At 67.5% G+C, this 20,512-nt stretch carries 17 protein-coding genes; 5 read left to right on the top strand and 12 right to left on the bottom strand.

Features of this window, described 5'->3' with window-relative positions; all coding sequences use genetic code 11:
* Nucleotides 1-97: 97 nt before the first annotated feature.
* The 9 genes from mdoH to SPHPHY_RS0111665 all read right to left on the bottom strand — a co-directional run bounded on the left by mdoH (nt 98) and on the right by SPHPHY_RS0111665 (nt 10,733).
* Entirely contained in the window at nt 98-1,900 is a 1,803-nt protein-coding gene (mdoH, locus tag SPHPHY_RS20030) for a glucans biosynthesis glucosyltransferase MdoH (RefSeq protein WP_022686858.1), read from the bottom strand.
* Nucleotides 1,897-3,387: a glucan biosynthesis protein gene (locus tag SPHPHY_RS0111630; protein WP_028056814.1), complete on the bottom strand. Its 1,491-nt coding sequence runs from the start codon at nt 3,385-3,387 to the stop codon at nt 1,897-1,899. The genes mdoH and SPHPHY_RS0111630 overlap by 4 nt, the downstream gene beginning before the upstream one ends.
* A gap of 75 nt (nt 3,388-3,462) precedes the next feature.
* Complete coding sequence (locus SPHPHY_RS0111635) at nt 3,463-4,257, bottom strand: thymidylate synthase (RefSeq protein WP_022686860.1); 795 nt, start codon at nt 4,255-4,257, stop codon at nt 3,463-3,465.
* A gap of 268 nt (nt 4,258-4,525) precedes the next feature.
* Nucleotides 4,526-5,251 carry a class I SAM-dependent methyltransferase gene (locus tag SPHPHY_RS0111640; protein ID WP_028056815.1) on the bottom strand — a complete coding sequence of 242 codons (726 nt, stop codon included), beginning with the start codon at nt 5,249-5,251 and terminating at the stop codon, nt 4,526-4,528.
* Nucleotide 5,252: 1 nt separating this feature from the next.
* Nucleotides 5,253-6,380 (bottom strand): peptide chain release factor 2, encoded by a 1,128-nt coding sequence (gene prfB, locus SPHPHY_RS0111645; RefSeq protein WP_022686862.1) that lies wholly within the window; start codon nt 6,378-6,380, stop codon nt 5,253-5,255.
* A gap of 126 nt (nt 6,381-6,506) precedes the next feature.
* On the bottom strand, nt 6,507-8,999 hold the full coding sequence (locus tag SPHPHY_RS0111650; RefSeq protein WP_022686863.1) for a transglycosylase domain-containing protein: 2,493 nt from the start codon (nt 8,997-8,999) through the stop codon (nt 6,507-6,509).
* Nucleotides 9,000-9,044: 45 nt separating this feature from the next.
* Complete coding sequence (locus SPHPHY_RS0111655; protein ID WP_022686864.1) at nt 9,045-9,365, bottom strand: DMT family transporter; 321 nt, start codon at nt 9,363-9,365, stop codon at nt 9,045-9,047.
* A gap of 119 nt (nt 9,366-9,484) precedes the next feature.
* Nucleotides 9,485-10,456: an N-acetylmuramoyl-L-alanine amidase gene (locus SPHPHY_RS20035; RefSeq protein ID WP_081645298.1), complete on the bottom strand. Its 972-nt coding sequence runs from the start codon at nt 10,454-10,456 to the stop codon at nt 9,485-9,487.
* 43 nt (nt 10,457-10,499) lie between these two features.
* Nucleotides 10,500-10,733 (bottom strand): hypothetical protein, encoded by a 234-nt coding sequence (locus tag SPHPHY_RS0111665; RefSeq protein ID WP_156025093.1) that lies wholly within the window; start codon nt 10,731-10,733, stop codon nt 10,500-10,502.
* Between the two features lie 104 nt (nt 10,734-10,837).
* Here SPHPHY_RS0111665 and SPHPHY_RS0111670 point away from each other — a divergent pair, with 104 nt between their 5' ends.
* From SPHPHY_RS0111670 to SPHPHY_RS0111680, 3 genes are all read left to right on the top strand, one after another.
* On the top strand, nt 10,838-13,504 hold the full coding sequence (locus SPHPHY_RS0111670) for an Rne/Rng family ribonuclease (RefSeq protein WP_028056817.1): 2,667 nt from the start codon (nt 10,838-10,840) through the stop codon (nt 13,502-13,504).
* Between the two features lie 178 nt (nt 13,505-13,682).
* Nucleotides 13,683-15,032, top strand: coding sequence for a M48 family metalloprotease (locus SPHPHY_RS0111675; protein WP_022686868.1), 1,350 nt, complete (start codon nt 13,683-13,685; stop codon nt 15,030-15,032).
* Nucleotides 15,029-15,739, top strand: coding sequence for a DsbA family protein (locus tag SPHPHY_RS0111680; RefSeq protein WP_022686869.1), 711 nt, complete (start codon nt 15,029-15,031; stop codon nt 15,737-15,739). The genes SPHPHY_RS0111675 and SPHPHY_RS0111680 overlap by 4 nt, the downstream gene beginning before the upstream one ends.
* Nucleotides 15,740-15,781: 42 nt before the next feature.
* Here SPHPHY_RS0111680 and SPHPHY_RS22540 read toward each other — a convergent pair whose 3' ends face one another.
* Entirely contained in the window at nt 15,782-16,555 is a 774-nt protein-coding gene (locus SPHPHY_RS22540; protein ID WP_022686870.1) for a PEPxxWA-CTERM sorting domain-containing protein, read from the bottom strand.
* 228 nt (nt 16,556-16,783) lie between these two features.
* Here SPHPHY_RS22540 and SPHPHY_RS0111690 point away from each other — a divergent pair, with 228 nt between their 5' ends.
* Both SPHPHY_RS0111690 and SPHPHY_RS0111695 read left to right on the top strand, forming a co-directional pair.
* Entirely contained in the window at nt 16,784-17,713 is a 930-nt protein-coding gene (locus SPHPHY_RS0111690; protein ID WP_022686871.1) for an ABC transporter ATP-binding protein, read from the top strand.
* Nucleotides 17,710-18,471, top strand: a complete 762-nt coding sequence (locus SPHPHY_RS0111695) for an ABC transporter permease (RefSeq protein WP_022686872.1) — start codon at nt 17,710-17,712, stop codon at nt 18,469-18,471. The genes SPHPHY_RS0111690 and SPHPHY_RS0111695 overlap by 4 nt, the downstream gene beginning before the upstream one ends.
* A 258-nt stretch (nt 18,472-18,729) precedes the next feature.
* Here SPHPHY_RS0111695 and SPHPHY_RS20040 read toward each other — a convergent pair whose 3' ends face one another.
* Together SPHPHY_RS20040 and glpX are read right to left on the bottom strand one after the other, a co-directional pair.
* Entirely contained in the window at nt 18,730-19,467 is a 738-nt protein-coding gene (locus SPHPHY_RS20040) for a CPBP family intramembrane glutamic endopeptidase (protein WP_022686873.1), read from the bottom strand.
* Entirely contained in the window at nt 19,464-20,429 is a 966-nt protein-coding gene (gene glpX / locus SPHPHY_RS0111705) for a class II fructose-bisphosphatase (RefSeq protein ID WP_022686874.1), read from the bottom strand. Before glpX ends, SPHPHY_RS20040 begins: the two co-directional genes overlap by 4 nt.
* Nucleotides 20,430-20,512: the final 83 nt, after the last annotated feature.

Below are 20,512 nucleotides of genomic sequence, written 5' to 3' on the forward strand. Positions count from 1 at the left end.
GGCGGCGCATCGCGCCGCCCCCTTTTTCATGTCCGTTTCAGTTCGGATACTGACCTCGTGAGCGTCGCACCGCGTCGATCAAACCTGGCGTTTCCGCTCAACCTGCTACGGTGAGCGGCACCGCGCGCGGCTCCTCGCCCTCGGCATCGGTGACGAACACCGCGGCGCGCGCGGCGCGGCGACCCCAGCGCTCGCTGGCGGTGAGTTGGACGATCAGTGGCGACAACAGCAACCCGGCCGTCACCGGCGACAGCCACAAGGCCGCGGTCGGCATCAATGGGGACAACGCGAGCAGCACCGCGCCCGCCACCATATGCCATCGATAGCGCGGAAGGATCGCACGCATCGCCAAACTGTCGCCGCGGCGGTTCTGCGGGTGCCACTCCGCCTTGCGTTGACGCGCGATGCCCAGCAGGTCGATCGTTTGCGTTAGCGCGATCGCAGGCGCCGCGAGCGTCGACAGCGGCACGTCGAGCAGCACGGAGCGCAGGATGGCCCCGGTGCCGCCCAGCGCGCGCCGCCGCCGCGCATCGGATAGCGCGTGGACGACACCGAGCAGCTTCGGCCCGAACAGCAAGGCGAGCGTCGTGCCCAGCACCACGCCCGACGGATCGCCCGACATCAGTCCGGCCTCGCCACGCACCGCCTGCACCACGCTGACGGTGATCAGCAGCAACCACAGCGGCGACGCCAGATAGCCGGCGGCGCCCAGCAGCAACTGCAACCGATTGATCCAGTGGAAGCCGGAGGCGTGCAGCAGCCCGAGATGCTGGAGGTTGCCCTGCGCCCAGCGCCGGTCCCGCACCGCGGCATCGATCAACGTCGGTGGATATTCCTCGAACGTCTCTTCGGTCATCACCATGTGGACACGCCAGCCGCGCCGGCGCAGCAGCGCCGCCTCGACCACGTCATGGCTCATGATCGTACCCCCGAACGGCGGCGCGCCAGGCAGCACCGGCAATCCACAGCTCTCGGCGAAGGCGTGCACACGGATCAGCGCGTTATGTCCCCAAAACGTCGCCTCCGCGCCTGACCACCAGACGAGTCCCGCGGTGGCGGCAGGACCGTAGATACGGCTGGCGAACTGCATCCAGTGCTGGAACAGCGTCGACGCGCCGATCACCTGCGGGACGGTCTGGAGCAACGCGACGCCGGGACGACGATCCATGATCTGCGTCATCCCGACGATCGTCTCGCCACCCATCAGGCTGTCGGCGTCGAGCATCAGCATGTAATCGTACGCGGCGCCGTACGCGCGCAGCCACTCCGCGATGTTACCCGGTTTGCGCCCGACGTTCTCGACGCGACGACGATAATAGACCGCGCAGTCGCTACGTGCGGCAAGCGCCTGCCATGCCGCGACCTCGGCGGCTTCGTTGTCGGCCGATGAGTCGCTGAGGATGAAGAAATCGAACGACGGACAGGTGCCCGTACGCGCCAGCGCCTCCGCCATATGCGACAGCCGCCCGCAGACCTCGTCGATATCCTCGTTGTGGACCGGCATCAGGATCGCGGTGCGACCCTTCAGCGGTTCCGACCAGCGCGGCACCGGTGTGAAACCGGGGTGCAGCCCGGTCGCCAGCACGAGAAAGCCGACGACCGCATTGATGAATCCGAACGCCAGCAACGCGAACAGCGGGAAGAAAACCGTCAGCAACAGCATGTCGCTGACCGCCAGGCCGTCGGTCAGCACCGACTCCTTGAGTGCTGTCGATGCGGCAAGCGCCAGCACCAGCGTCAGCAGCACGAGGATCGCGCGCCGCGCGAACGTGTCGGCGGGCGACCCGATGCCGCCGTCGAACGGATCCGCCGCGCGTGCCGGCGGCGGCGGACCGTCGAAACGCTGCTCGGGCATGTCGATCGGCGCGGATGCCGGCAGGCGGGGATGAATGTCCGTCACGGTCGCTGGAGCGGCATCAGCAGCGTCTCGCTGAGCGCCGCAGCACCGCGTTTCAGGTAGAGGCGAACGTCGGCCGGGCCATTCCCTTCCGGCGCGATGTCGGCGGTGACACGCCAGCGATTCTTCTGCCCGACCACTGGGTAGGCCGCGCTTTCAAGCAATTTGCCGCGCGTCACCCCGATGTCGGCGCTGACGCCGCTCTGCCGCGTCAGCCCGGCGAGCCCGTCACCCACGAAATCGGCGACCAGCTTCACCGCGCCGGCGATCGCCTCACCACCCGGGCGGCCGGCACTGCCGGTCCAGGTGTCAACGACATGCGCGGCGCGATCGACGCTGGGATCGGTCGAGCCCCACGTCAGCCGATAGTCGAACGCCAGTCGCTGCCCGGCGGCGACCGGGGCGCCTGGGGTCCAGAAGCAAACGACATTGTCGGTCGTCTCGCCCGCGGTGGGGAAAGCATAGAGGATCACGCGCCCTGCCCCCCATTTGCCCCTGGGCTCGATCCACAGGTTCGGACGGCGATCGTAGAAGGCGCCATCATCCTGATAATGGTCGAAGTCGCGGTCGCGCTGGAGCAGCCCGAACCCGCGAAGGTCGTCGGCAGCGAAGCTGTCGGTGGTCGGCTGCATCGGATTGCGCAACGGGCGCCAGACATGCTCCCCGCCCGCGGTCCACATCGCCAGCCCGTCTGAATCGTGGATCTCGGGTCGCCAGTCCTTGGCGGTCGGATGGCGGCGGTCGTCGTACCAGAACATGCTGGTGGCCGGCGCAATGCCGAGCCGCGCCACCGGTCGGCGAAGGAACAGCACCGACGACACGTCCTGCACCACCGCACCGGGATGCCGCGACACGAAGCGGAACGCGCCGGTCAGGCTCTCGCCGTCGAGTAGCGCGTAGATCGTGTACCCACCTTCACCGAGCGCCTCGATCCAGAATTCGGTGAACGTCGGAAATTGTTCTTTTTCGAGGCCGGTATCGACCGCGATGCCGCGCGCCGACAGGCCGTACTGGTCCTGCGAACCCGCCGAGCGGAAGTAGGAAGCGCCCATATAGGCGAGCCAGTCGCTGTCCCGACCCGGCTCCATGACGCGGAACCCGGCGAAACCCGGGGCGGGCGTGACGCCGCGCTTCGTCTCGAACAAGGCCGGCGAATAATCGACGCGGGTGGCGCTTCCGTTCGCGACGACGTTGATCGTCACCGGAACCGGCGCGTACTTTCCGAGCGGAAACGGGCGGATGCCGCCGGCCAGCGTCTTTTCGGCCCGGTAGCGGATCCCGCCAACCGCATCATAGTCCAGCGCGGCGGCCGCCGCTGACGGCTGCGGTGCGCGATAAGGCTGGCGGGCGAGCGCCTGCGCGCGTTGCTGAAGCACGTCCCAGGAGAAAGGCGTCGCCTCACCCCCACGCCGCTGCGCCTGCGCCAGCGCCGGCCACAGCGCAGTCGCGCCCGCTGCCAGCATTGCATCTCTTCGGCTGATGTTCGTCATGGCTGCGAAACGACCTACGCAGCCCATTGTTGCAATGCAAAACGCCAGCGGCAGGACGCCGCTTACCCAGGATGGTCAGATCGAGACCGCGGCCTTGATATGCGGCTGCGCCTCGTAGCCGTGCAGCACGAAGTCCTCCGGTTCGTACGCGTCGATCACTGACGGACGCCGCGCGATCTCCAGCCGGGGCGGTGCCCCCGGTGTGCGCGCCAACTGCGTCTCGGCCTGTTCGAGATGGTTGAGGTACAGGTGGCAATCACCACCGGTCCAGATGAAGTCGCCGACCTCCAGGTCGCATTGCTGCGCCAGCATGTGCGTCAGCAGCGCGTAGCTGGCGATATTGAATGGCACGCCAAGGAAGATGTCGGCGGAACGCTGGTAGAGTTGCAGCGACAGCTTGCCGTTCGCGACATAAGTCTGGAACAGGCAATGGCACGGCGACAGTGCCATGGCGTGCAACTCGCCCGGGTTCCACGCGGTGACGATCTGGCGCCGCGACGCGGGATTGGCGCGGATCTGGTCCACGAGCCCGGCGATCTGGTCGATATGCCGCCCGTCCGCCGCCACCCAGTCGCGCCACTGCTTGCCGTAGACGGGGCCCAGCTCGCCGTCGGCATCGGCCCATTCGTCCCAGATGCTGACCTTGCGATCCTGCAGCCAGCGGACATTGGTCTCACCGCGCAGGAACCACAGCAACTCGACGATGATCGAACGCAAGTGCAGCTTCTTGGTGGTGAGTACCGGGAAGCCCTGCGCAAGGTCGAAGCGCATCTGGTGCCCGAACACGCTAAGCGTGCCCGTGCCGGTCCGGTCGTCCTGCCGCACGCCCGAATCGAGCACGTGGCGCATGAGGTCGAGATATTGCTGCACGGGCGCGGTCGTAGAAGCTGGCGACGACGACGTCGAGTGGAGCGTGGCCCCCGGGAACGATGCGTTTGTCGGGCGCAAGCCGAACTCGTTCCGTGGAAGGTCATTCCGCCGATGGATCGCTCCGGCATCCGGCGAACCCTTCCGGCGCCTCCCGAGCGGTCCACCTGCCACGCTCAGCCTTCAAGGCAGCGAGCGCAGACGTGGCGCGATACGTCGGTGTGAGGTCCGACTGCTATTCCGCAACCAATACGTCCATCGTCGGACGCAATCACTTCATCCGGCAGGCGCGAATCTCCGCAGGGTCCGGTCGGCGCCCCGCTGCACGGAACGTCGCGAGATAGCCGCCGGCGGAGCGCAGCTCGCGGAAACCGACCTGCGCATAGCCGACCGCCGCGAACTCGCAGCGGAGTAGCACCGGCGGGGTGCCGTGGTTCTGCGTCGCGCGGTCGGCGTCGACCACCACCACCAGCCCGCCGCGTCGCAACGACGGGCGCATCCGCCACAGGAACTCATACGGCTGCGCAATCTCGTGGTACATGTGCACCATGAAGATGCGGTCGAAACTGTTGGCGGGCAGCCGCGGGTCGGCGGGGAGCCCCAGGCGCACGCTGACATTGTCGAGCCGTTCGCGCGCCACGCGGTCGGCGAGCGCCTCGTGCACCGCCGGCACCACATCCTCGGCCAGCACGCGCCCTTCCTCGCCGACGCGCGCCGCCAGCCGGATCGTGTAATAGCCCTCGCCGGCACCGAGATCGGCCACGGTCATCCCGTTGCGAATGTCGGCGAACTCCATCACCCGCCCAGCCTCGCCCAGGCGGTCGCGCGCCTCCTCGGTCGACCAGCGCGGCGAGACGATGCCCGCCACCGGGCGATCGGCGGCAGGGAATGGTCCGGGTTCCTTGACCTTCTTCTTGATAAGTGGTTGCGACCCGTCGCACCCCGCCACCAGCAGGGCCGCCAGCGCCAGCAGCGCTACGGGCACGCGTGCCCTCATCTCAGTCGACGTCTTCCACGACCACTGCCTCACCGGTGACGCGCTGCGACAGTGCCGACGCCATGAAATCGTCGAGGTCGCCGTCCAGCACGTCGCCCGGCGAGGTGCTGGTCGTGCCGGTGCGCAAGTCCTTCACCAGCTGGTAGGGCTGGAGCACGTAGCTGCGGATCTGGTGCCCCCAGCCGATGTCGGTCTTGCTGGCGTTCTCGGCGTTGGCGATCGCCTCACGCTCCTGCAACTCGCGCTCGTAGAGGCGGGCGCGAAGCTGGTTATATGCCTCCGCCTTGTTCTTGTGCTGGCTGCGCTGGTTCTGGCACTGCACCACGATGCCGGTCGGCAAGTGCGTGATGCGGACCGCGGAATCGGTGGTGTTGATGTGCTGTCCGCCGGCGCCCGACGCGCGATACGTGTCGATGCGCAGTTCGCTCTCGTTGATCTCGACCTCGATATTGTCGTCGATGACCGGATAGACCCACACGCTGGAGAAGCTGGTGTGGCGGCGCGCGGCGGAGTCGTACGGGCTGATCCGCACCAACCGGTGCACGCCCGATTCGACCTTGGCATAGCCATAGGCGTTCTCGCCCTTGATCAGCAGCGTCGCGCTCTTGATCCCGGCCTGCTCGCCGGCGTGATAATCGACCAGCTCGACCTTCATGCCGCGCCGCTCGGCCCACCGCGTGTACATGCGCTGGAGCATCCCGGCCCAATCCTGGCTCTCGGTCCCGCCTGCGCCCGCGTTGATCTCGATATAGCTGTCGTTGGCGTCGGCCTCGCCGGCCAGCAACGCCTTGACCTTGTCGGCCTGCGCGCGATCGGCGAGCGTCTTGAGCGCCGCGACGCCCTCGTCCGCCATCTCGGCATCGCCCTCGGCATCCGCCATGTCGATCAACTCGGCGGTGTCCGCCAGCTCCCGCTCGATGTCGCGGGTCGCGGTGACCGCCTCGTCCAGCCGGCGACGCTCGCGCATGACCGCCTGCGCTTCCTTCGGATTGTTCCACAGCGCCTGGTCCTCGACGCGCGCGTTGAGCTCGTCCAGGCGACGCAGCGCGCGGTCCCAGTCGAGGAAGCGGCGCAGCAGCGCGAGCGCCTCGTTGATGCTGTCGACATGGGCCTGCGCTTCGGCGCGCATAGAATTACTCCAAGGTCACGTCATTCCAGCGGATATCGCTGGAATCTCGTGCGGCACTAGCGTCGCTTCGTAACCGGGAGATCCCGGCCTGCGCAGGGATGACGAAAGAAAGTTCGAACCGACGACTTAGTAGATGCCCCCCTGCCTCTGCAAGAAGTCGCTGTCGCTGGCGGTCGCGCGGGTGTCGCTGGTGGTCGCGCGTGCCGTGGGGGCGGCGGACGGCGCGGTGCGGCGGGCGCGACGCACCTCGCTCTGCGGCTTGAACGCTTCCCATATCACCGCCGGCTTGGGATCGCTGTCGGTCGGGAAGGTCCCGAACACCGGACGTCCGCTCGCACGGTCGACCCGCACCATCCGGATGCCCGGCGGCGCGCGGAACGGCAGCGCGGGCAGCCCGGCATAGGCCTGCTGCGCCCATTGCTTGAACACCGGCACCGCCACCGTCCCGCCCTGCGCATAGCCACCGAGGCTGCGCGGGCTGTCGAAGCCCATGTAGAGCCCGGCGATCATCTGCGGCGTGCCGCCGATGAACCACACGTCGGTGGGGCCGTTGTTCGTGCCGGTCTTGCCGAACATCGGGCGGTTGAGGTCGCGGAGCGCCGTGGCGGTGCCGCGCTGGATCACGCCTTCGGTGATGTGCACCATCTGGTAAGCACTCATCGCGTCGAGCACCTGCCGCCCGCCCGTCGCGGGGCGCGGCATCGCGCGGCCGTTCCATTCGGGCATGTTGCAGCCGTCGCACGCGCGCCAGTTCTCGGGCCAGATCACCTTGCCGTGCCGGTCCTGCACGACGTCGATCAACGACGGATCGTGCCAGCGGCCCCAATTGGCAAGTACGCCGTATGCGTTGACCATCTTCGTCACCGTCGTCTCGCCCGCGCCCAGCGCGTAGGAGAGATACGGCGAGTAATCGCCGACGCCCATCGCCTTGATGAGCCGCACGACGCGCCCCATGCCGGTCTGCGCGGCGGTGCGCACCGTCATCAGATTGCGCGACTGTTCGATGCCCCAGCGCATCGTGTGCGGCCCGGCGCCGCGCGAATTGCCGAAGTTGCGGAAGCATTTCTGCCCCAGCCGGGCGCCCTGGTCGACGCAGAACGGCCCGTCGACGATGATCGATGCCGGCGTCATGCCGTTTTCCAACGCGGCGGAATAGACGATCGGCTTGATCGTCGAACCGGGCTGCCGGAACGCCTGCGTCGCGCGGTTGAACGACTGAACGCTCGACTCGAACCCGCCCTGCATCGCGAGGATGCGGCCTGTCGCAGGCTCCTGCACCACGAAGCCGCCGGAGATACGCGGAACCGAGCGCAAGGCGAAGCCGCCACCCGCGGGCGCTACCGCGATGATGTCGCCCGCCACGATCGCGTTAAAGGCCGCGCCGCCCTGATTGCGCACCGGCATCTGCGCCGCGGCGCGCGCCATCGTGCCGGTCGAACCGTCCGCGAAGCCCAGCTGCCAGCCGTCCCCATCCCGCGAGATCGCGATCGCCGGGCGCCAGTCCGCGTAATCGAGCGTGATGTTGCTGCCGACCATCGCGCCGGCCCAATTGTCGCCGTTGATGTCGACATGCTTCAGCGGCCCGGACCAGCCGCGCCCGGCGTCGTAGCGCAGCAGCCCGCTCCGCAGCGCCGCCGCGGCATATTGCTGGATCCGCTTGTCCAGCGACGTGCGCACCCACAGCCCGCCGTCGTACACGCTGTGCGGACCGTCCGCCGCGCGTTCGCCGAAGCGGTCGATCAACTCGCGGCGCACGTCCTCGACGAAATACCCGCCGACGCGCTCGAACTTGGGCGTGCGCCGCGTGATCGCGCCGATCGGCTCCGCGGCGGCGGCGCGCGCCTGCGCAGCCGTCACGAAGCCGTTCTTCACCATCTCGCCCAGCACGTAGTTGCGGCGATCGAGCGCGCGCTCGGTGTCGCGGAACGGATCGTAGTTGGACGGACCCTTGGGCAGGATCGCGAGATAGGCGAGCTGCCCCAGCGAAAGCTCGTCGAGCTCCTTGTCGAAATAGGCGTGGCTCGCCGCCTCGACGCCATACGCGTTGCGACCGAGGAAAATCTGGTTGAGGTACAGCTCGATGATCTGCTGCTTGGTCAGCGTCTCCTCGATCTTGTACGCCAGCAACGCCTCACGGATCTTGCGCGTGGGCGAATATTCATTGCCGATCAGCAGGTTCTTGGCGACCTGCTGCGTGATGGTCGAGCCGCCACGCGCGCGCTGCCCGGTGCCGAACTTGCGCGCATAATCGATCACCGCACCCGCCAGCCCGGGGAAGTCGACGCCGTGATGCTCGAAGAAGGTCTTGTCCTCGGCGGCCAGGAAGGCCTTCACCATCAACGGCGGATATTCGTTGTACGCCAGCTCGACGCGGCGTTCGCGCGCATAGGAGTAGATCGGCGCACCGTCGTTGCCGCGCACGTTGGTGGGCAACGGTGGCTCATACGCCTTCAATTTGTCGACCGACGGCAGGTCGCGCGCAAACACCAGCCAGAAGACGCCGAGCGCAACCGCCAGCATCCCCACCAGGTAGACGCCCCAGCGCACCCACCAGCGCCGCCAGAGCATGCGGGGCGAGGTGCGCCGATCGGGCACGGCAGCGGTCGGATCGGAAGCCATTTCAGCTCCGGCGTGTACGGTCTTGCCCGCCAAACGGCAATCCGCTCACGTGGTCGCGAAGAACTTGGTGCCGACGACCCCTACGATGATGAGCGCGATGAACCCCATCTGCACCGTGTTCAGCTTCTCGCCGAACAGGATCACGCCGAAGATCGTGACCCCGACCGCGCCCAGCCCGGTCCACACCGCATAGGCCGTGCCCGCAGGCAGCCCGCGCATCGCCATCGCGAGCAGCCCCATGTTGACGAAGCTGAGCGCGATCGGGATCGCGGAAGCGCCCCACGACCCTTGCGTCGCTGCCCATTTCAGGCTGAGCGCCCAGACGATTTCGGTGACCACGGCGACGCCGAGGATGAGCCACGCCATTGCGAGGATCTCCTTGATTGCGGGCTCGGAAGCGAAAGCGCGGCAGCCGGAAACCCGTAAGAGGCGCGCGCGACGGGCCGGTTACGGGGTGCGACAGGCGAAGTCCAGTCCCGGCGGTGCTAGCGCTCCGCCATCCGCCGGGCGAAGAACACGTCGACGGCACGCCGCACACTCTCGGCGATCTTTTCGCGACCTTCGTCGCTGTCCAGAAACGCCGCATCCGCCGCGGTCGAGATGTAGCCGGTCTCGAACAGGATCGACGGCATGTCCGGCGCCTTGAGCACCATCAGCGAGGCGGTGCGATGGAAGTTGCTCTTGGTCGGAATCAGCGGTCGCGCCTCACGGCCCAGCAGCCGCGCGAAGCCGGCCGAGGCGTTCATCGTCTCGCGCTGCGTAAGGTCGATCAGGATCGAGGAGACGTCGGGATCGCGGTCCAAGGTCACGCCCGCGATCACGTCGGCGCGGTTCTCGCGCGCCGCCAGCCGCGCCGCCTCGCGATCCGACGCGACGTCCGACAGGGTATAAGCGGTCGCGCCGGTCGGGGTGCCGGTGCCGACGCTGTCGCAATGGACCGAGATGAACAGGTCTGCCTTCAGCCGGCGCGCGATCCCGAACCGCTCGCGCAGGATGATGAAGCGGTCGTCGTCCCGGGTCAGCGCCACGCGCACGCGTCCGCTGTCGAGCAACGCGTCGCGGATCGCGCGTGCGATCTTGAGCGTCACGTCCTTCTCGCGCAGCCCGGCGCCGGGATTCACCGCGCCCGGATCGCCACCGCCGTGCCCGGCGTCGATCACCACCAGTGGCCGGCCGGCGGCACCCTGCACCCGCGGCAGCCGCACGCCGCGCGCCAGTGGCGGCACCGGAACGGTCACCTTCCGCGGCGGTTCGCGACGCGATTTCCACGGCAGGAAGTCGAGCTGCGGCAATGGGTCACCACGCGCCGACGCCGCCGCCAGCAGCACGGCGCCAGCGGTCGCGATCGCCGTCCATCCCATCGTCGGCCTGTGTGCCGCCATCACCCTTTCCCGTCCGTCGCCGCTGCGATCCTGCGGCTGCATATCTCGCCCGCGTTCCCTTATGGTTAACGTCATTGCGCTATAAAAACGAGCCTGTTGAAGCGCGCCCGTCGCGATGCTACGTGTCGCGATGACCGGAATGTTGCGCGAAGGTCGCGCGACACAGCTCCGGTGCCACCGCCCGCCCGGCGATACGCCGGCCCCGGGTCATCAGGTTGACGCTCGCAATGCCGTATCCCGCCCGATCGCTGTTCCGCCCGGCCCGTGCCGGCGGCGGCACGATCGCGCCCGGCACGTCCCGCTCGATGGAGCGGGCGGCATTGTGCGCCACAGCACGAACCACGTTCATCATCCGCGCCGCGGGCCCCATCGGGCGGCCGGCAGCGCCTTATCGTCGCGCCCATTCCCCTTCTCCGGGCGAATGCGGCGCGTGGAGAGTTTTCAATGACCACGCGTATGCTGATCGACGCACGCCACCGGGAAGAAACCCGCGTAGCGGTCGTCAAGGGTAACCGGATCGAGGAATTCGATTTCGAGAGTGCCGAGCGCAAGCAGCTCAAGGGTAACATCTATCTCGCCAAGGTGACGCGCGTCGAGCCGTCGCTGCAGGCGGCGTTCGTCGATTACGGCGGCAATCGCCACGGCTTCCTGGCGTTCAGCGAGATCCACCCCGATTACTACCAGATCCCCAAGGAGGATCGCGACGCGCTGCTCCGCGAGGAAGCCGAGCACGCCGCCGAGGAAGCCGCGCTGCGCGCCGAGCAGGATGCGCTGGACGACGGCGACTATGACGACGACGCCGACGACCACGGTGATCACGACGAAGCCGAGCATGACACGGATCATGAGGGCGCGGACGGCGAAGCCCCGGCACCGCGCCGCGGGCGCGCCGGCACCAACGACGACCAGGTAGAGGCACTGCGTCAGCGCCGCATGAACCTGCGCCGCCGCTACAAGATCCAGGACGTCATCCACCGCCGGCAGGTGCTGCTGGTGCAGATCGTCAAGGAGGAGCGCGGCAACAAGGGCGCGGCACTCACCACCTATCTGTCGCTGGCCGGCCGTTACTGCGTGCTGATGCCCAACACCTCGCACGGCGGCGGGATCAGTCGCAAGATTTCCAACGCGGGCGACCGCAAGCGGCTGAAGACGATCATGGCCGACCTGGCGCTGCCGGCGTCGATGGGCTGCATCGTCCGCACCGCTGGGCTGCAGCGCACCAAGGCCGAGATCAAGCGCGACTTCGACTATCTTGCGCGGCTGTGGGATGAGATTCGCGAGAAGACGCTGACCTCCAGCGCACCCGCGCTGGTCTACGGCGACAGCGACCTGATGAAGCGCGCGATCCGCGACATCTACAACAAGGACATCGACGAGGTCATCGTCGAGGGTGACGACGGTTATCGCCAGGCGCGCGAATTCATGCGGCTGCTGATGCCCAGCCACGCCAAGAAGGTGAAGCATTACAGCGACCCCGTCCCGCTCTACCAGCGCGCCGGCGTCGAGGATCAGCTCGCTGCGATGTACCATCCGGTCGTGCAGCTGAAGTCGGGCGGCTATCTGGTCATCAACCCGACCGAGGCCCTGGTGTCGATCGACATCAACTCCGGCCGGTCGACCCGCGAACACAATATCGAACAGACCGCCACCGCCACCAACCTGGAAGCGGCGCAGGAAATCGCGCGCCAGCTGCGGCTGCGCGACATGGCCGGGCTGGTCGTCATCGACTTCATCGACATGGACAACGGATCGAACGTCCGGAAGGTCGAGAAGGCGATGAAGGAGGCGCTGAAGAACGATCGCGCCCGCATCCAGGTCGGCCGCATTTCCAGTTTCGGGCTGATGGAGATGAGCCGCCAGCGGCTGCGCACCGGCGTGCTGGAGGCATCCACCCGCCCCTGCCCGCATTGCGAAGGCACCGGCTTCGTGCGCACCGCGTCGTCGTCGGGGCTGTCCGCGCTGCGGCTGCTCGAGGATGAGGCGGCACGTGGCCGCGGCTCGGTGCTGACGCTACGGTGCAGCCAGGAAGCGGCGTTCTACGTCCTGAACCGCAAGCGTGCCGACATCGCCGAGATCGAGGATCGTTACGGCGTGCAGGTCGAGATCATCCCCGATGGCGAGGAGGAAGGCGCACGCATGTCGGTGGAGGCCAGCGGCCCGCCGCCGGCGCATCCGCCGAAGTTCGACCGCCCAATCGTCGAGGAGGTCGAGGACGATCTGGTCGAGGACGAGATTGACGAAGAGGAAGAACTCGAGGAGGAGGACACCGTCGAGCAGATCGCCGCGCCCGAGGGGGAAGGTGGTCGCAACGGTCGTCGCCGTCGTCGTCGTCGCGGTCGTCGTGGTCGCGACCGGGTCGAGGGTGAGGAGCGCACCGAGGCCGACGAGGCCAGCGCGGACGCCGAAGAGGACGAGGACGAGGACGAGGTCGAAGTCACCGCGGAGCCGGCCGATGTCGACGCCAGCGAGGACGCCGAGCGCGAGAACGGTCGTCGACGTCGCCGCGGCCGTCGCGGTCGTCGTCGCGAAGGCGATCGCACCGCCGAGCCGGCAGCCGAGGGCGACATCGAGGTCGTTGAGGAAGAGACCGTCGCGCCCGAGCCGATCGTTTCCGAGCCCGAGCCCGAAGTAGAGGAAGAGCCGCCGGTCGCTGCCGAAGTAGCTGCTGCCCCCAAGACCCGCCGCCGTCCGCGCGCGCGTGTCGCAGCCGAGCCGGCACCGGCACGAACCCGTGCACCGAAGGCTACCCCGGCTCCGACCCCCGCCCCGGCACCCGCCGCGGTCGAGGAACCCGCTGCCGAGGAGGCTCCCGCCAAGCCGAAGCGCACGCGTCGCAAGAAGGTCGCGGAGCCGGTGATCGAGGCCGGCGATGCCGGGCCGGTCAGCGATGGCCTGCCGGCACCCGAGCCGGTCGTCGAGGCGGAAGCACCGGCCAAGCCGAAGCGTACGCGCCGCAAGAAGGTCACCGAGGACGCGGCGCCGTCACCGGCCACGGCCGACGAGCCCGACGCCCCCACTGACGAGCCAACCGCCAAGGAACCGGCGCCGGACGCGGCGGGTGGCGATGCCGATGCTGGCGCCCAGCCGCGTCGCGGTTGGTGGCAGCGTACCTTCGGAGCGTGAGGCGATATCGGTCGGGCTTTCAGCGGCGGTTCAGCGGAACCGCCGCACAAGCCCGGCCGATGCACCCTGCCCCGTTACTTCTACGAGTGCCGTCGCGTGCGGCGCGGCGCGATCCAGTCTCCGGCAGGCGGCGCCACGGATCGCCGCCCGCCGCTCGCGATGATGTGAGAGGTACGGCATGAAGCGCCTGATCGCAGCCGTCACCATTACGATGCTGGTGCTCGCGCAGCCCGCGCAGGCGCAATCGCTGTTGCGCGATGCCGAGACCGAAGCGCTGCTCCACGACATGTCCGCGCCGCTGGTCACCGCCGCAGGGCTGCGCCCGACCGACGTTTCGTTCGCGCTGGTCAACGACGATTCGATCAACGCCTTCGTGGCAGGCGGGCAGACCGTCTACGTGCACACCGGGCTGATCCAGGCCGCCGACAGCGCCAACCAGGTACAAGGCGTGATCGCGCACGAACTGGGGCACATAGCGGACGGCCATGTGATCACCAGTTCGCAGGGGCAGAAGCCCGCGATGGGGATTTATCTGCTCTCGATGGTGCTCGGGCTCGCCGCGATGGCGGCGGGTGGTGGGGAAGCGGGCGCGGGTATCCTCGCCGCGGGGCAGCAGGCGGCGATGGGCAAGTTCCTCGCCTTCAACCGCGTGCAGGAAGCCACCGCCGATGCTTCCGCCGTTCGCTACCTCGACACCGCCGGGATCACCGGCAAGGGGATGCTGGAGTTCTTCAAGAAGCTCCAGCAGCAGGAATATCGCTTCGGCACGAAGAACATCGACCCGTTCATGCAGTCGCACCCGATGTCGGGCACGCGCGTCCAGACGTTGACCGTCGACGTGCAGGCGTCGAAATCGTGGAGCAAGCCCGCCGACGCGCAGTTGCAGGAACGCTTCCGCCGCGTGAAGGCCAAGCTGGACGGCTATCTGATGCCGCCCCCGCAAGCGCTCCAGAAATATCCCGACAGCGACCAGTCGCTCTACGCGCATTACGCGCGCGCCTATGCCTATCACCGCGCCGGCTATCCCGACAAGGCGGACGCCGAGGCGGAGGCGCTCGTCGCCAAAGCGCCGGCCGACCCGTACTTCCAGGAGATCATGGGACAGATCCTGCTGGAGGCGGGCAAGCCGCGGCTGGCGCTCGCCCCCTTGAAGCGCGCCACCGAGGGTTCGCGCTCGAACCCGCTGATCGCCACCACCTATGGCCACGCATTAATCGCGACCGAGGATGTCGCTAATTACGACGAGGCCAAGCGCGTGCTGCGCACCGCCGTGGCGCGCGATGACGAGAACCCATTCGCGTGGTTCCAGCTCGGCACCGTCTACGAACTGACCGGCGACGAGGCTCGGGCTGCGCTTGCCAGTGCGGAGCGCGCAAGCATGATGGGCGACGACCGCACCGCCGTCGACCGCGCGCGCTATGCGATGGCAGGCATTCCGAAGAACACGCCCGACTGGATCCGCGCGCAGGACATCGCGATGACCGCCCAGAACGCGGTCGACAAGAACGGAAAGAAGAAACGACGTTGAACCGTTTGATGGTGTTGGGGCTGGTTGCGATCGGCCTGTTGTTCGGCGCGGGTGGAATGTGGCTCGCCGATCGCGCGGCCCCGCCGCCCGCGATGGACGAGGCGCACATCGGCCGCGTCGTGCGCGAATATGTCCTTGCGCATCCCGAGTTGATCCCGGAAGCGATCGAGAAGCTGCAACAGCGCGACGCCACCCGCGCTGTCGCCGCCAACCGTGGCAAGATCGTGGAACCCTATGCCAGCGCATGGATCGGCAACCCGAACGCCGACGTCACGCTCGTCGAATATTACGATTACAACTGCGGTTTTTGCCGCGCCAGTCTGCCGACGATCGAGAAGCTGGTGGCCGCCGACCGCAACCTGCGGGTCGTCTTCAAGGAGCTGCCGGTACTGGCGGAGAGCAGCCGGGTTGCCGCGCGCGCCTCGCTCGCCGCGGCGGCGCAGGGCAAGTTCAAGGCCTTCCACGACGCGCTCTACGCCGCCGGTCAGGTCAGCGATGCGACGATCGCGCAGGCGGCAAAGGCAAGCCAGGTAGACCTGACGAAGATTCCGGCCGATGCCGATGCGACGCTGCGCGAGAATCTCGAGGTCGCCGCCAAGCTGGGTGTTGCCGGGACCCCGGCATGGGTGGTCGGTGACCAGTTGCTCAGCGGCGCACTGCCGTTCGATCGCCTGCAGGAAGCGATCGCGAAGGCGCGCGCGTCCTGATCGGGCGGACCGGCACGAACAATTCGCGCCGGCCCGGATGTATCAACCGAACGCCGCCGTGTGCGGCTTCCGCCGCCGGCACGCAGCGCCGACCATGCCGAACCCGAGCAGCATCATTGCCCAGGTCGCCGGCTCCGGCACCGCCGGGGTGGCCGCAAGATCGAAGTTATACGTGGTGCTGCCGGCCTTCGTGGTCAGCGTCACATTGTCGGCGAAGGTGTGATAGGCGAGCGACGTCCCGCTGCCGACCCCTACCGACACACCCAGCACGCGTGCGCCGCTGAGTTGCGAAGCCCAGCTTGCGATCGTCTGCCCCTGGTTCTCGTTGCCGCCGGTGATGTAGAATTTGTCGTTGGCGCTGCTGGTGTACCAGGTGTCGCGGGCGGTGTTGCCATAGGTGCCGTTATAGACGCCCTCCCAGATCAACTCCTTGCGGACCGATCCATCCAGGATCAGCAGTCGCAGCGCCGGCGTGTAGTCGACGTTGTACGGGTTCACCGAATCCGCCGCGATCCGCCAGTCGAACGTCAGCGCGCTGACATCCGACAGCGCACCGAGATTGGTCCGGCCGATCGTGAACTGGATGCCGAGCTGCGAGCGCGTGCGGTCGCCGCGCATCTCCAGCGACCCGTTGCCGCTGCGACCGACGGTGCCACTGACCACGGCGGTGCCGCCGTTGCTGTTCTCGCCCGGATAGGTTCCCCATGTCGTCGACCCGGGCAGACCCGCGACCGAGTTCACGATGACGGTCGCTGCCGATGCCGGCGTCGCCAGCATGACGAATGCCGCTCCTGCGAGCAGATGAAGCCGCTTCATATTTCCTCCCCCTAGCCCGAATCTTTCTTGATCCGGATCAGCTGGTTAGAGGCGTGAACGCCACGTTAACCAACGACATTCGCCACGGACCTGCCCCAAATTGGTACGTGCCGGCAACATAGGATGGCGTAATCGTTTACGCGGCACATCCGATGGCCCATCGTGCGCGCGACCGGAACGAAAGCGACGTGGCGGCGTAACGACCTCACATCGAACAAAGGGGGGCGAATGCCCGAACCTATCCTGACCGTCACTGGCGTATCCAAGACCTACCGCAACGGCCCGACCGCACTCGGCACGGTCGACCTCACCGTCAACCGCGGCGAGATTTTCGCACTGCTCGGGCCGAACGGCGCGGGCAAGACGACGTTGATCAGCATCATCTGCGGCATCGTCACGCCTTCATCGGGCAGCGTCACCGTCGCCGGCCATGACGTGGCCCGTGACTATAAAGCTGCGCGACGGGCGATCGGGCTGGTGCCGCAGGAACTGGCGACCGACCAGTTCGAGAGCGTGCTGGCGACCGTCACCTTCTCTCGCCGGTTGTTCGGGCGCTCGGGGCATTCGGACTATATCGAGCAGGTGCTGCGCGATCTGTCGCTGTGGGAAAAGCGCCATGCGAAGATCAAGGATCTGTCGGGCGGGATGAAGCGCCGGGTGCTGATCGCCAAGGCGCTGGCGCACGAACCCGACATCCTGTTCCTCGACGAGCCGACCGCAGGGGTCGACGTCGCCTTGCGCCGCGACATGTGGAAGCTGGTCCATCGCCTGCGTGAAAACGGCGCGACGATCATCCTGACCACCCATTATATCGAAGAAGCCGAGGAGATGGCCGACCGCGTCGGCGTGATCGCGGGCGGCAAGTTGCTGCTGGTCGAGGAAAAGAACGCGTTGATGGCCAAGCTGGGCAAACGCCAGATGGATCTGACGTTGGTCGCGCCGATGACGACGGTGCCGTCCGCGCTGGCGGACTGGCCGCTGACGCTGGAGGACGAAGGCCACAAATTGCGCTACATCTTCGACGCCAAGGCCGAGGACACCGGCATCCCGCGGCTGCTGGAACGGCTGGCGCAGGAGAACATCGCCTTCCGGGATCTGGAAACGCGCAAGTCGAGCCTAGAGGACATCTTCGTCGATCTGGTGGGGGAAGCGGCGTGAACCTGCACGGGATATGGGCGATATATCGCTTCGAAATGGCGCGGTTCGGGCGGACGATCTGGACCAGCCTCGCCACGCCGGTCATCACCACCACGTTGTATTTCATCGTCTTCGGTGCGGCAATCGGATCGCAGATGCGCGGCGTGGAAGGCGTGAGCTACGGTGCGTTCATCGTACCGGGGCTGATGCTGCTGACGATCTTCTCCGAAAGCATCTTCAACGCCAGCCTGGGCATCTACATGCCCAAGTTCACCGGCACGATCTACGAATTGCTGTCCGCGCCCTTGTCACCGGTCGAGACGGTGATCGGCTATGTCGGAGCCGCCGCGACCAAATCGATGGTGATCGCGATGGTGATCCTCGCCACCGCCCATCTGTTCGTCGACCTGCACATCGCGCACCCGTTGCTGATGCTGCTCTACCTGTTGCTGGTCACCGTCAGCTTCGCGCTGTTCGGATTCTGCCTCGGCATCTGGGCGAACGGCTTCGAGCAATTGCAGGTGATCCCGTTGCTGGTGGTCACGCCGCTGACCTTCCTCGGTGGCGCGTTCTACTCGCTCGACGTGCTGCCCGAGCCATGGCGGACGGTGACGCTGTTCAACCCGGTCGCCTACCTTATCAACGGTTTCCGCTGGACGTTCTTCGGCCAGAGCGACGTGTCGTTCGCGCTGTGCGTCACGGTGACGCTGGGCTTTGCGGCATTGTGCCTGACGGCTGTGGTGACGATCTTCCGAACCGGGTGGCGGCTGAAGAGCTGAGCGCTGCCATTGGCGCCGCCAACGTCGCTCCCATGCCGTCAGCGCGGGCTTGATGCTTGCCCTACACCGCCGGCATCAACCGTGCTCGACCGGGCACACGCTCACTATTGACGGCTGCAAGAGTGGGTCCAAAGCCGCAGGGATGCGCCTAATTCCGCGCCGGCATGCTTCGCTACGGCCGCGCTGTCGGTCGGCTGGGGAAACCGCAACCCGGCGTGATTGCGGGAGCGGCCCGCCCGCCCATCGCTGTCCGAACGTCTAGGAATATCCGCGGGCCATCAGGCGCAGCCGTCGCGCAAATGCGGGCCGAATGACCAGCCCGTTCAGGTCGATCGCGGCATGGACGAGCATTGCCGCCCAAAGCCGCCCGGACAGCAGATAGACCAACGTCAGCAGCAAGCCGGCGAGCATGGTGCCGGCAACCCCGCGCCACCCCTGGTAGCGGTGCGCATAGCCGAACAGCACCGCTGCCGCCGCAAACCCGAGCAGCGCCGATCCGCCGAGCGACACCACCAGCAGCGGCAGCAGCAGCCGGAAGAACAACTCCTCCGTCACCCCCGCTGTAGTCGCGAGCAGCACGCCCCAGCCAAGCTCCGCGCGCCGCGAAGGCGTCACTGCGCGCAGGTCACCAGGCGAAACGCCGCGTCCGCGCCGTTCCAGCGCCGCCGCGATGACCATTCCCGCCAGCGCCCCCCACGCCAGCGACTGCCATGCTGGCTGGCCAATCCAGGCGATTGCCAGCGCGCGCGCCGGCAGCAGTTCGGCGGGCACGTGCACGAGCGCCTGCAGCCGCCCGAGCGACGCCAGCAGCACCACCGCTACCAGCCCGAAATGCACGATCGCGCGTAGCGTCAATCGCGCGAAGTGGCGATGCCGCACCGCGCCGGGGGCGACGGCCGGCGGACGCGGCCACCAGCCGATCCGCCGCCCGTGCAACAGCAGCGCGAGGCTCGCCAGCGCGATCGCCAGCGCCGCACCTGCGCCGGCCGCCGTCACTGGTCGAGGCGGTGCTCGCCCTTCACCCAGCGCACGGTGCCCGACGAGGCGCGCATCACCACGCTCTCGGTCGTCATCTTGGTCGCGTGGCGCTTCACGCCCGCCAGCAACGAACCATCGGTCACGCCGGTCGCCGCGAAGATACAATCGCCCTTGGCCAAGTCCTTCAGATCGTATTGGCGATCGAGGTCCGTGATCCCCCATTTGCGCGCCCGCGCACGCTCGTCATCGTTGCGGAACAGCAACCGGCCCTTGAACTGCCCGCCGACGCAACGCAGCGCCGCGCACGCCAGCACACCTTCCGGTGCACCGCCCGATCCCATGTAGACGTCGATCGTTGTGTCCGGGTCGCTGGTGGCGATCACGCCTGCGACATCGCCGTCCCCGATCAGCACCACGCCGCACCCGATGCCGCGCAGTTCGGCGATCAGCGCCTCATGCCGCGGACGATCGAGCACGCAGGCGATGATATCCTTCGGCGCAACACCCTTTGCCGCCGCGATCGCCGCGACGTTTTCGGTCGGGGTGCGATCGAGATCGATGACGCCGGCCGGCAATCCGGGGCCGACCGCCAGCTTTTCCATGTAGACGTCGGGCGCGTTCAGCAGCCCGCCCGCCTCCGCGATCGCCAGCACAGCCAGGCTGTTCGGCCCGGACTTGGCGCAGATCGTGGTGCCCTCCAGCGGATCGAGCGCGATGTCGATCGCCGGGCCGTTGCCGGTGCCGACCTTCTCGCCGATGAACAGCATCGGCGCCTCGTCGCGCTCGCCTTCGCCGATCACGACCGTGCCGTCCATGTCGAGTTCGTTGAGCGCGGCGCGCATCGCCTCCACCGCGGCGGCATCCGCCGCCTTCTCGTCACCGCGCCCGGTCAGCGTCGAGGCAGCGATCGCCGCCGCCTCGGTCACGCGCACCATCTCGAGGACGAGAACGCGGTCGAGTACCTTGCTGGCGGTCGGCATGAAGGTGTCCTTTTTCTTTTCCGGTCCTCCGGATAGGCGCGCCGTGTGACGGTGTCGAGGCAATTTGTTTTACATGTTCTACA

The sequence above is a fragment of the Sphingomonas phyllosphaerae 5.2 genome (genome assembly GCF_000419605.1).
Taxonomy (GTDB): Bacteria; Pseudomonadota; Alphaproteobacteria; order Sphingomonadales; family Sphingomonadaceae; genus Sphingomonas; species Sphingomonas phyllosphaerae_B.

What these genes read in the sequence shown, in the direction of transcription:
- SPHPHY_RS0111655 (WP_022686864.1), bottom strand. Translation starts at nt 9,365, where the DNA reads ATGGCGTGGCTCATCCTCGGCGTCGCCGTGGTCACCGAAATCGTCTGG.
- SPHPHY_RS0111665 (WP_156025093.1), bottom strand. Translation starts at nt 10,733, where the DNA reads ATGATGAACGTGGTTCGTGCTGTGGCGCACAATGCCGCCCGCTCCATC.
- SPHPHY_RS0111675 (WP_022686868.1), top strand. Translation starts at nt 13,683, where the DNA reads ATGAAGCGCCTGATCGCAGCCGTCACCATTACGATGCTGGTGCTCGCG.
- SPHPHY_RS22540 (WP_022686870.1), bottom strand. Translation starts at nt 16,555, where the DNA reads ATGAAGCGGCTTCATCTGCTCGCAGGAGCGGCATTCGTCATGCTGGCG.
- SPHPHY_RS0111630 (WP_028056814.1), bottom strand. Translation starts at nt 3,387, where the DNA reads ATGACGAACATCAGCCGAAGAGATGCAATGCTGGCAGCGGGCGCGACT.
- prfB (WP_022686862.1), bottom strand. Translation starts at nt 6,380, where the DNA reads ATGCGCGCCGAAGCGCAGGCCCATGTCGACAGCATCAACGAGGCGCTC.
- SPHPHY_RS0111670 (WP_028056817.1), top strand. Translation starts at nt 10,838, where the DNA reads ATGCTGATCGACGCACGCCACCGGGAAGAAACCCGCGTAGCGGTCGTC.
- SPHPHY_RS0111690 (WP_022686871.1), top strand. Translation starts at nt 16,784, where the DNA reads ATGCCCGAACCTATCCTGACCGTCACTGGCGTATCCAAGACCTACCGC.
- SPHPHY_RS0111640 (WP_028056815.1), bottom strand. Translation starts at nt 5,251, where the DNA reads ATGAGGGCACGCGTGCCCGTAGCGCTGCTGGCGCTGGCGGCCCTGCTG.
- SPHPHY_RS20035 (WP_081645298.1), bottom strand. Translation starts at nt 10,456, where the DNA reads ATGACGTTAACCATAAGGGAACGCGGGCGAGATATGCAGCCGCAGGAT.
- glpX (WP_022686874.1), bottom strand. Translation starts at nt 20,429, where the DNA reads ATGCCGACCGCCAGCAAGGTACTCGACCGCGTTCTCGTCCTCGAGATG.
- SPHPHY_RS0111650 (WP_022686863.1), bottom strand. Translation starts at nt 8,999, where the DNA reads ATGGCTTCCGATCCGACCGCTGCCGTGCCCGATCGGCGCACCTCGCCC.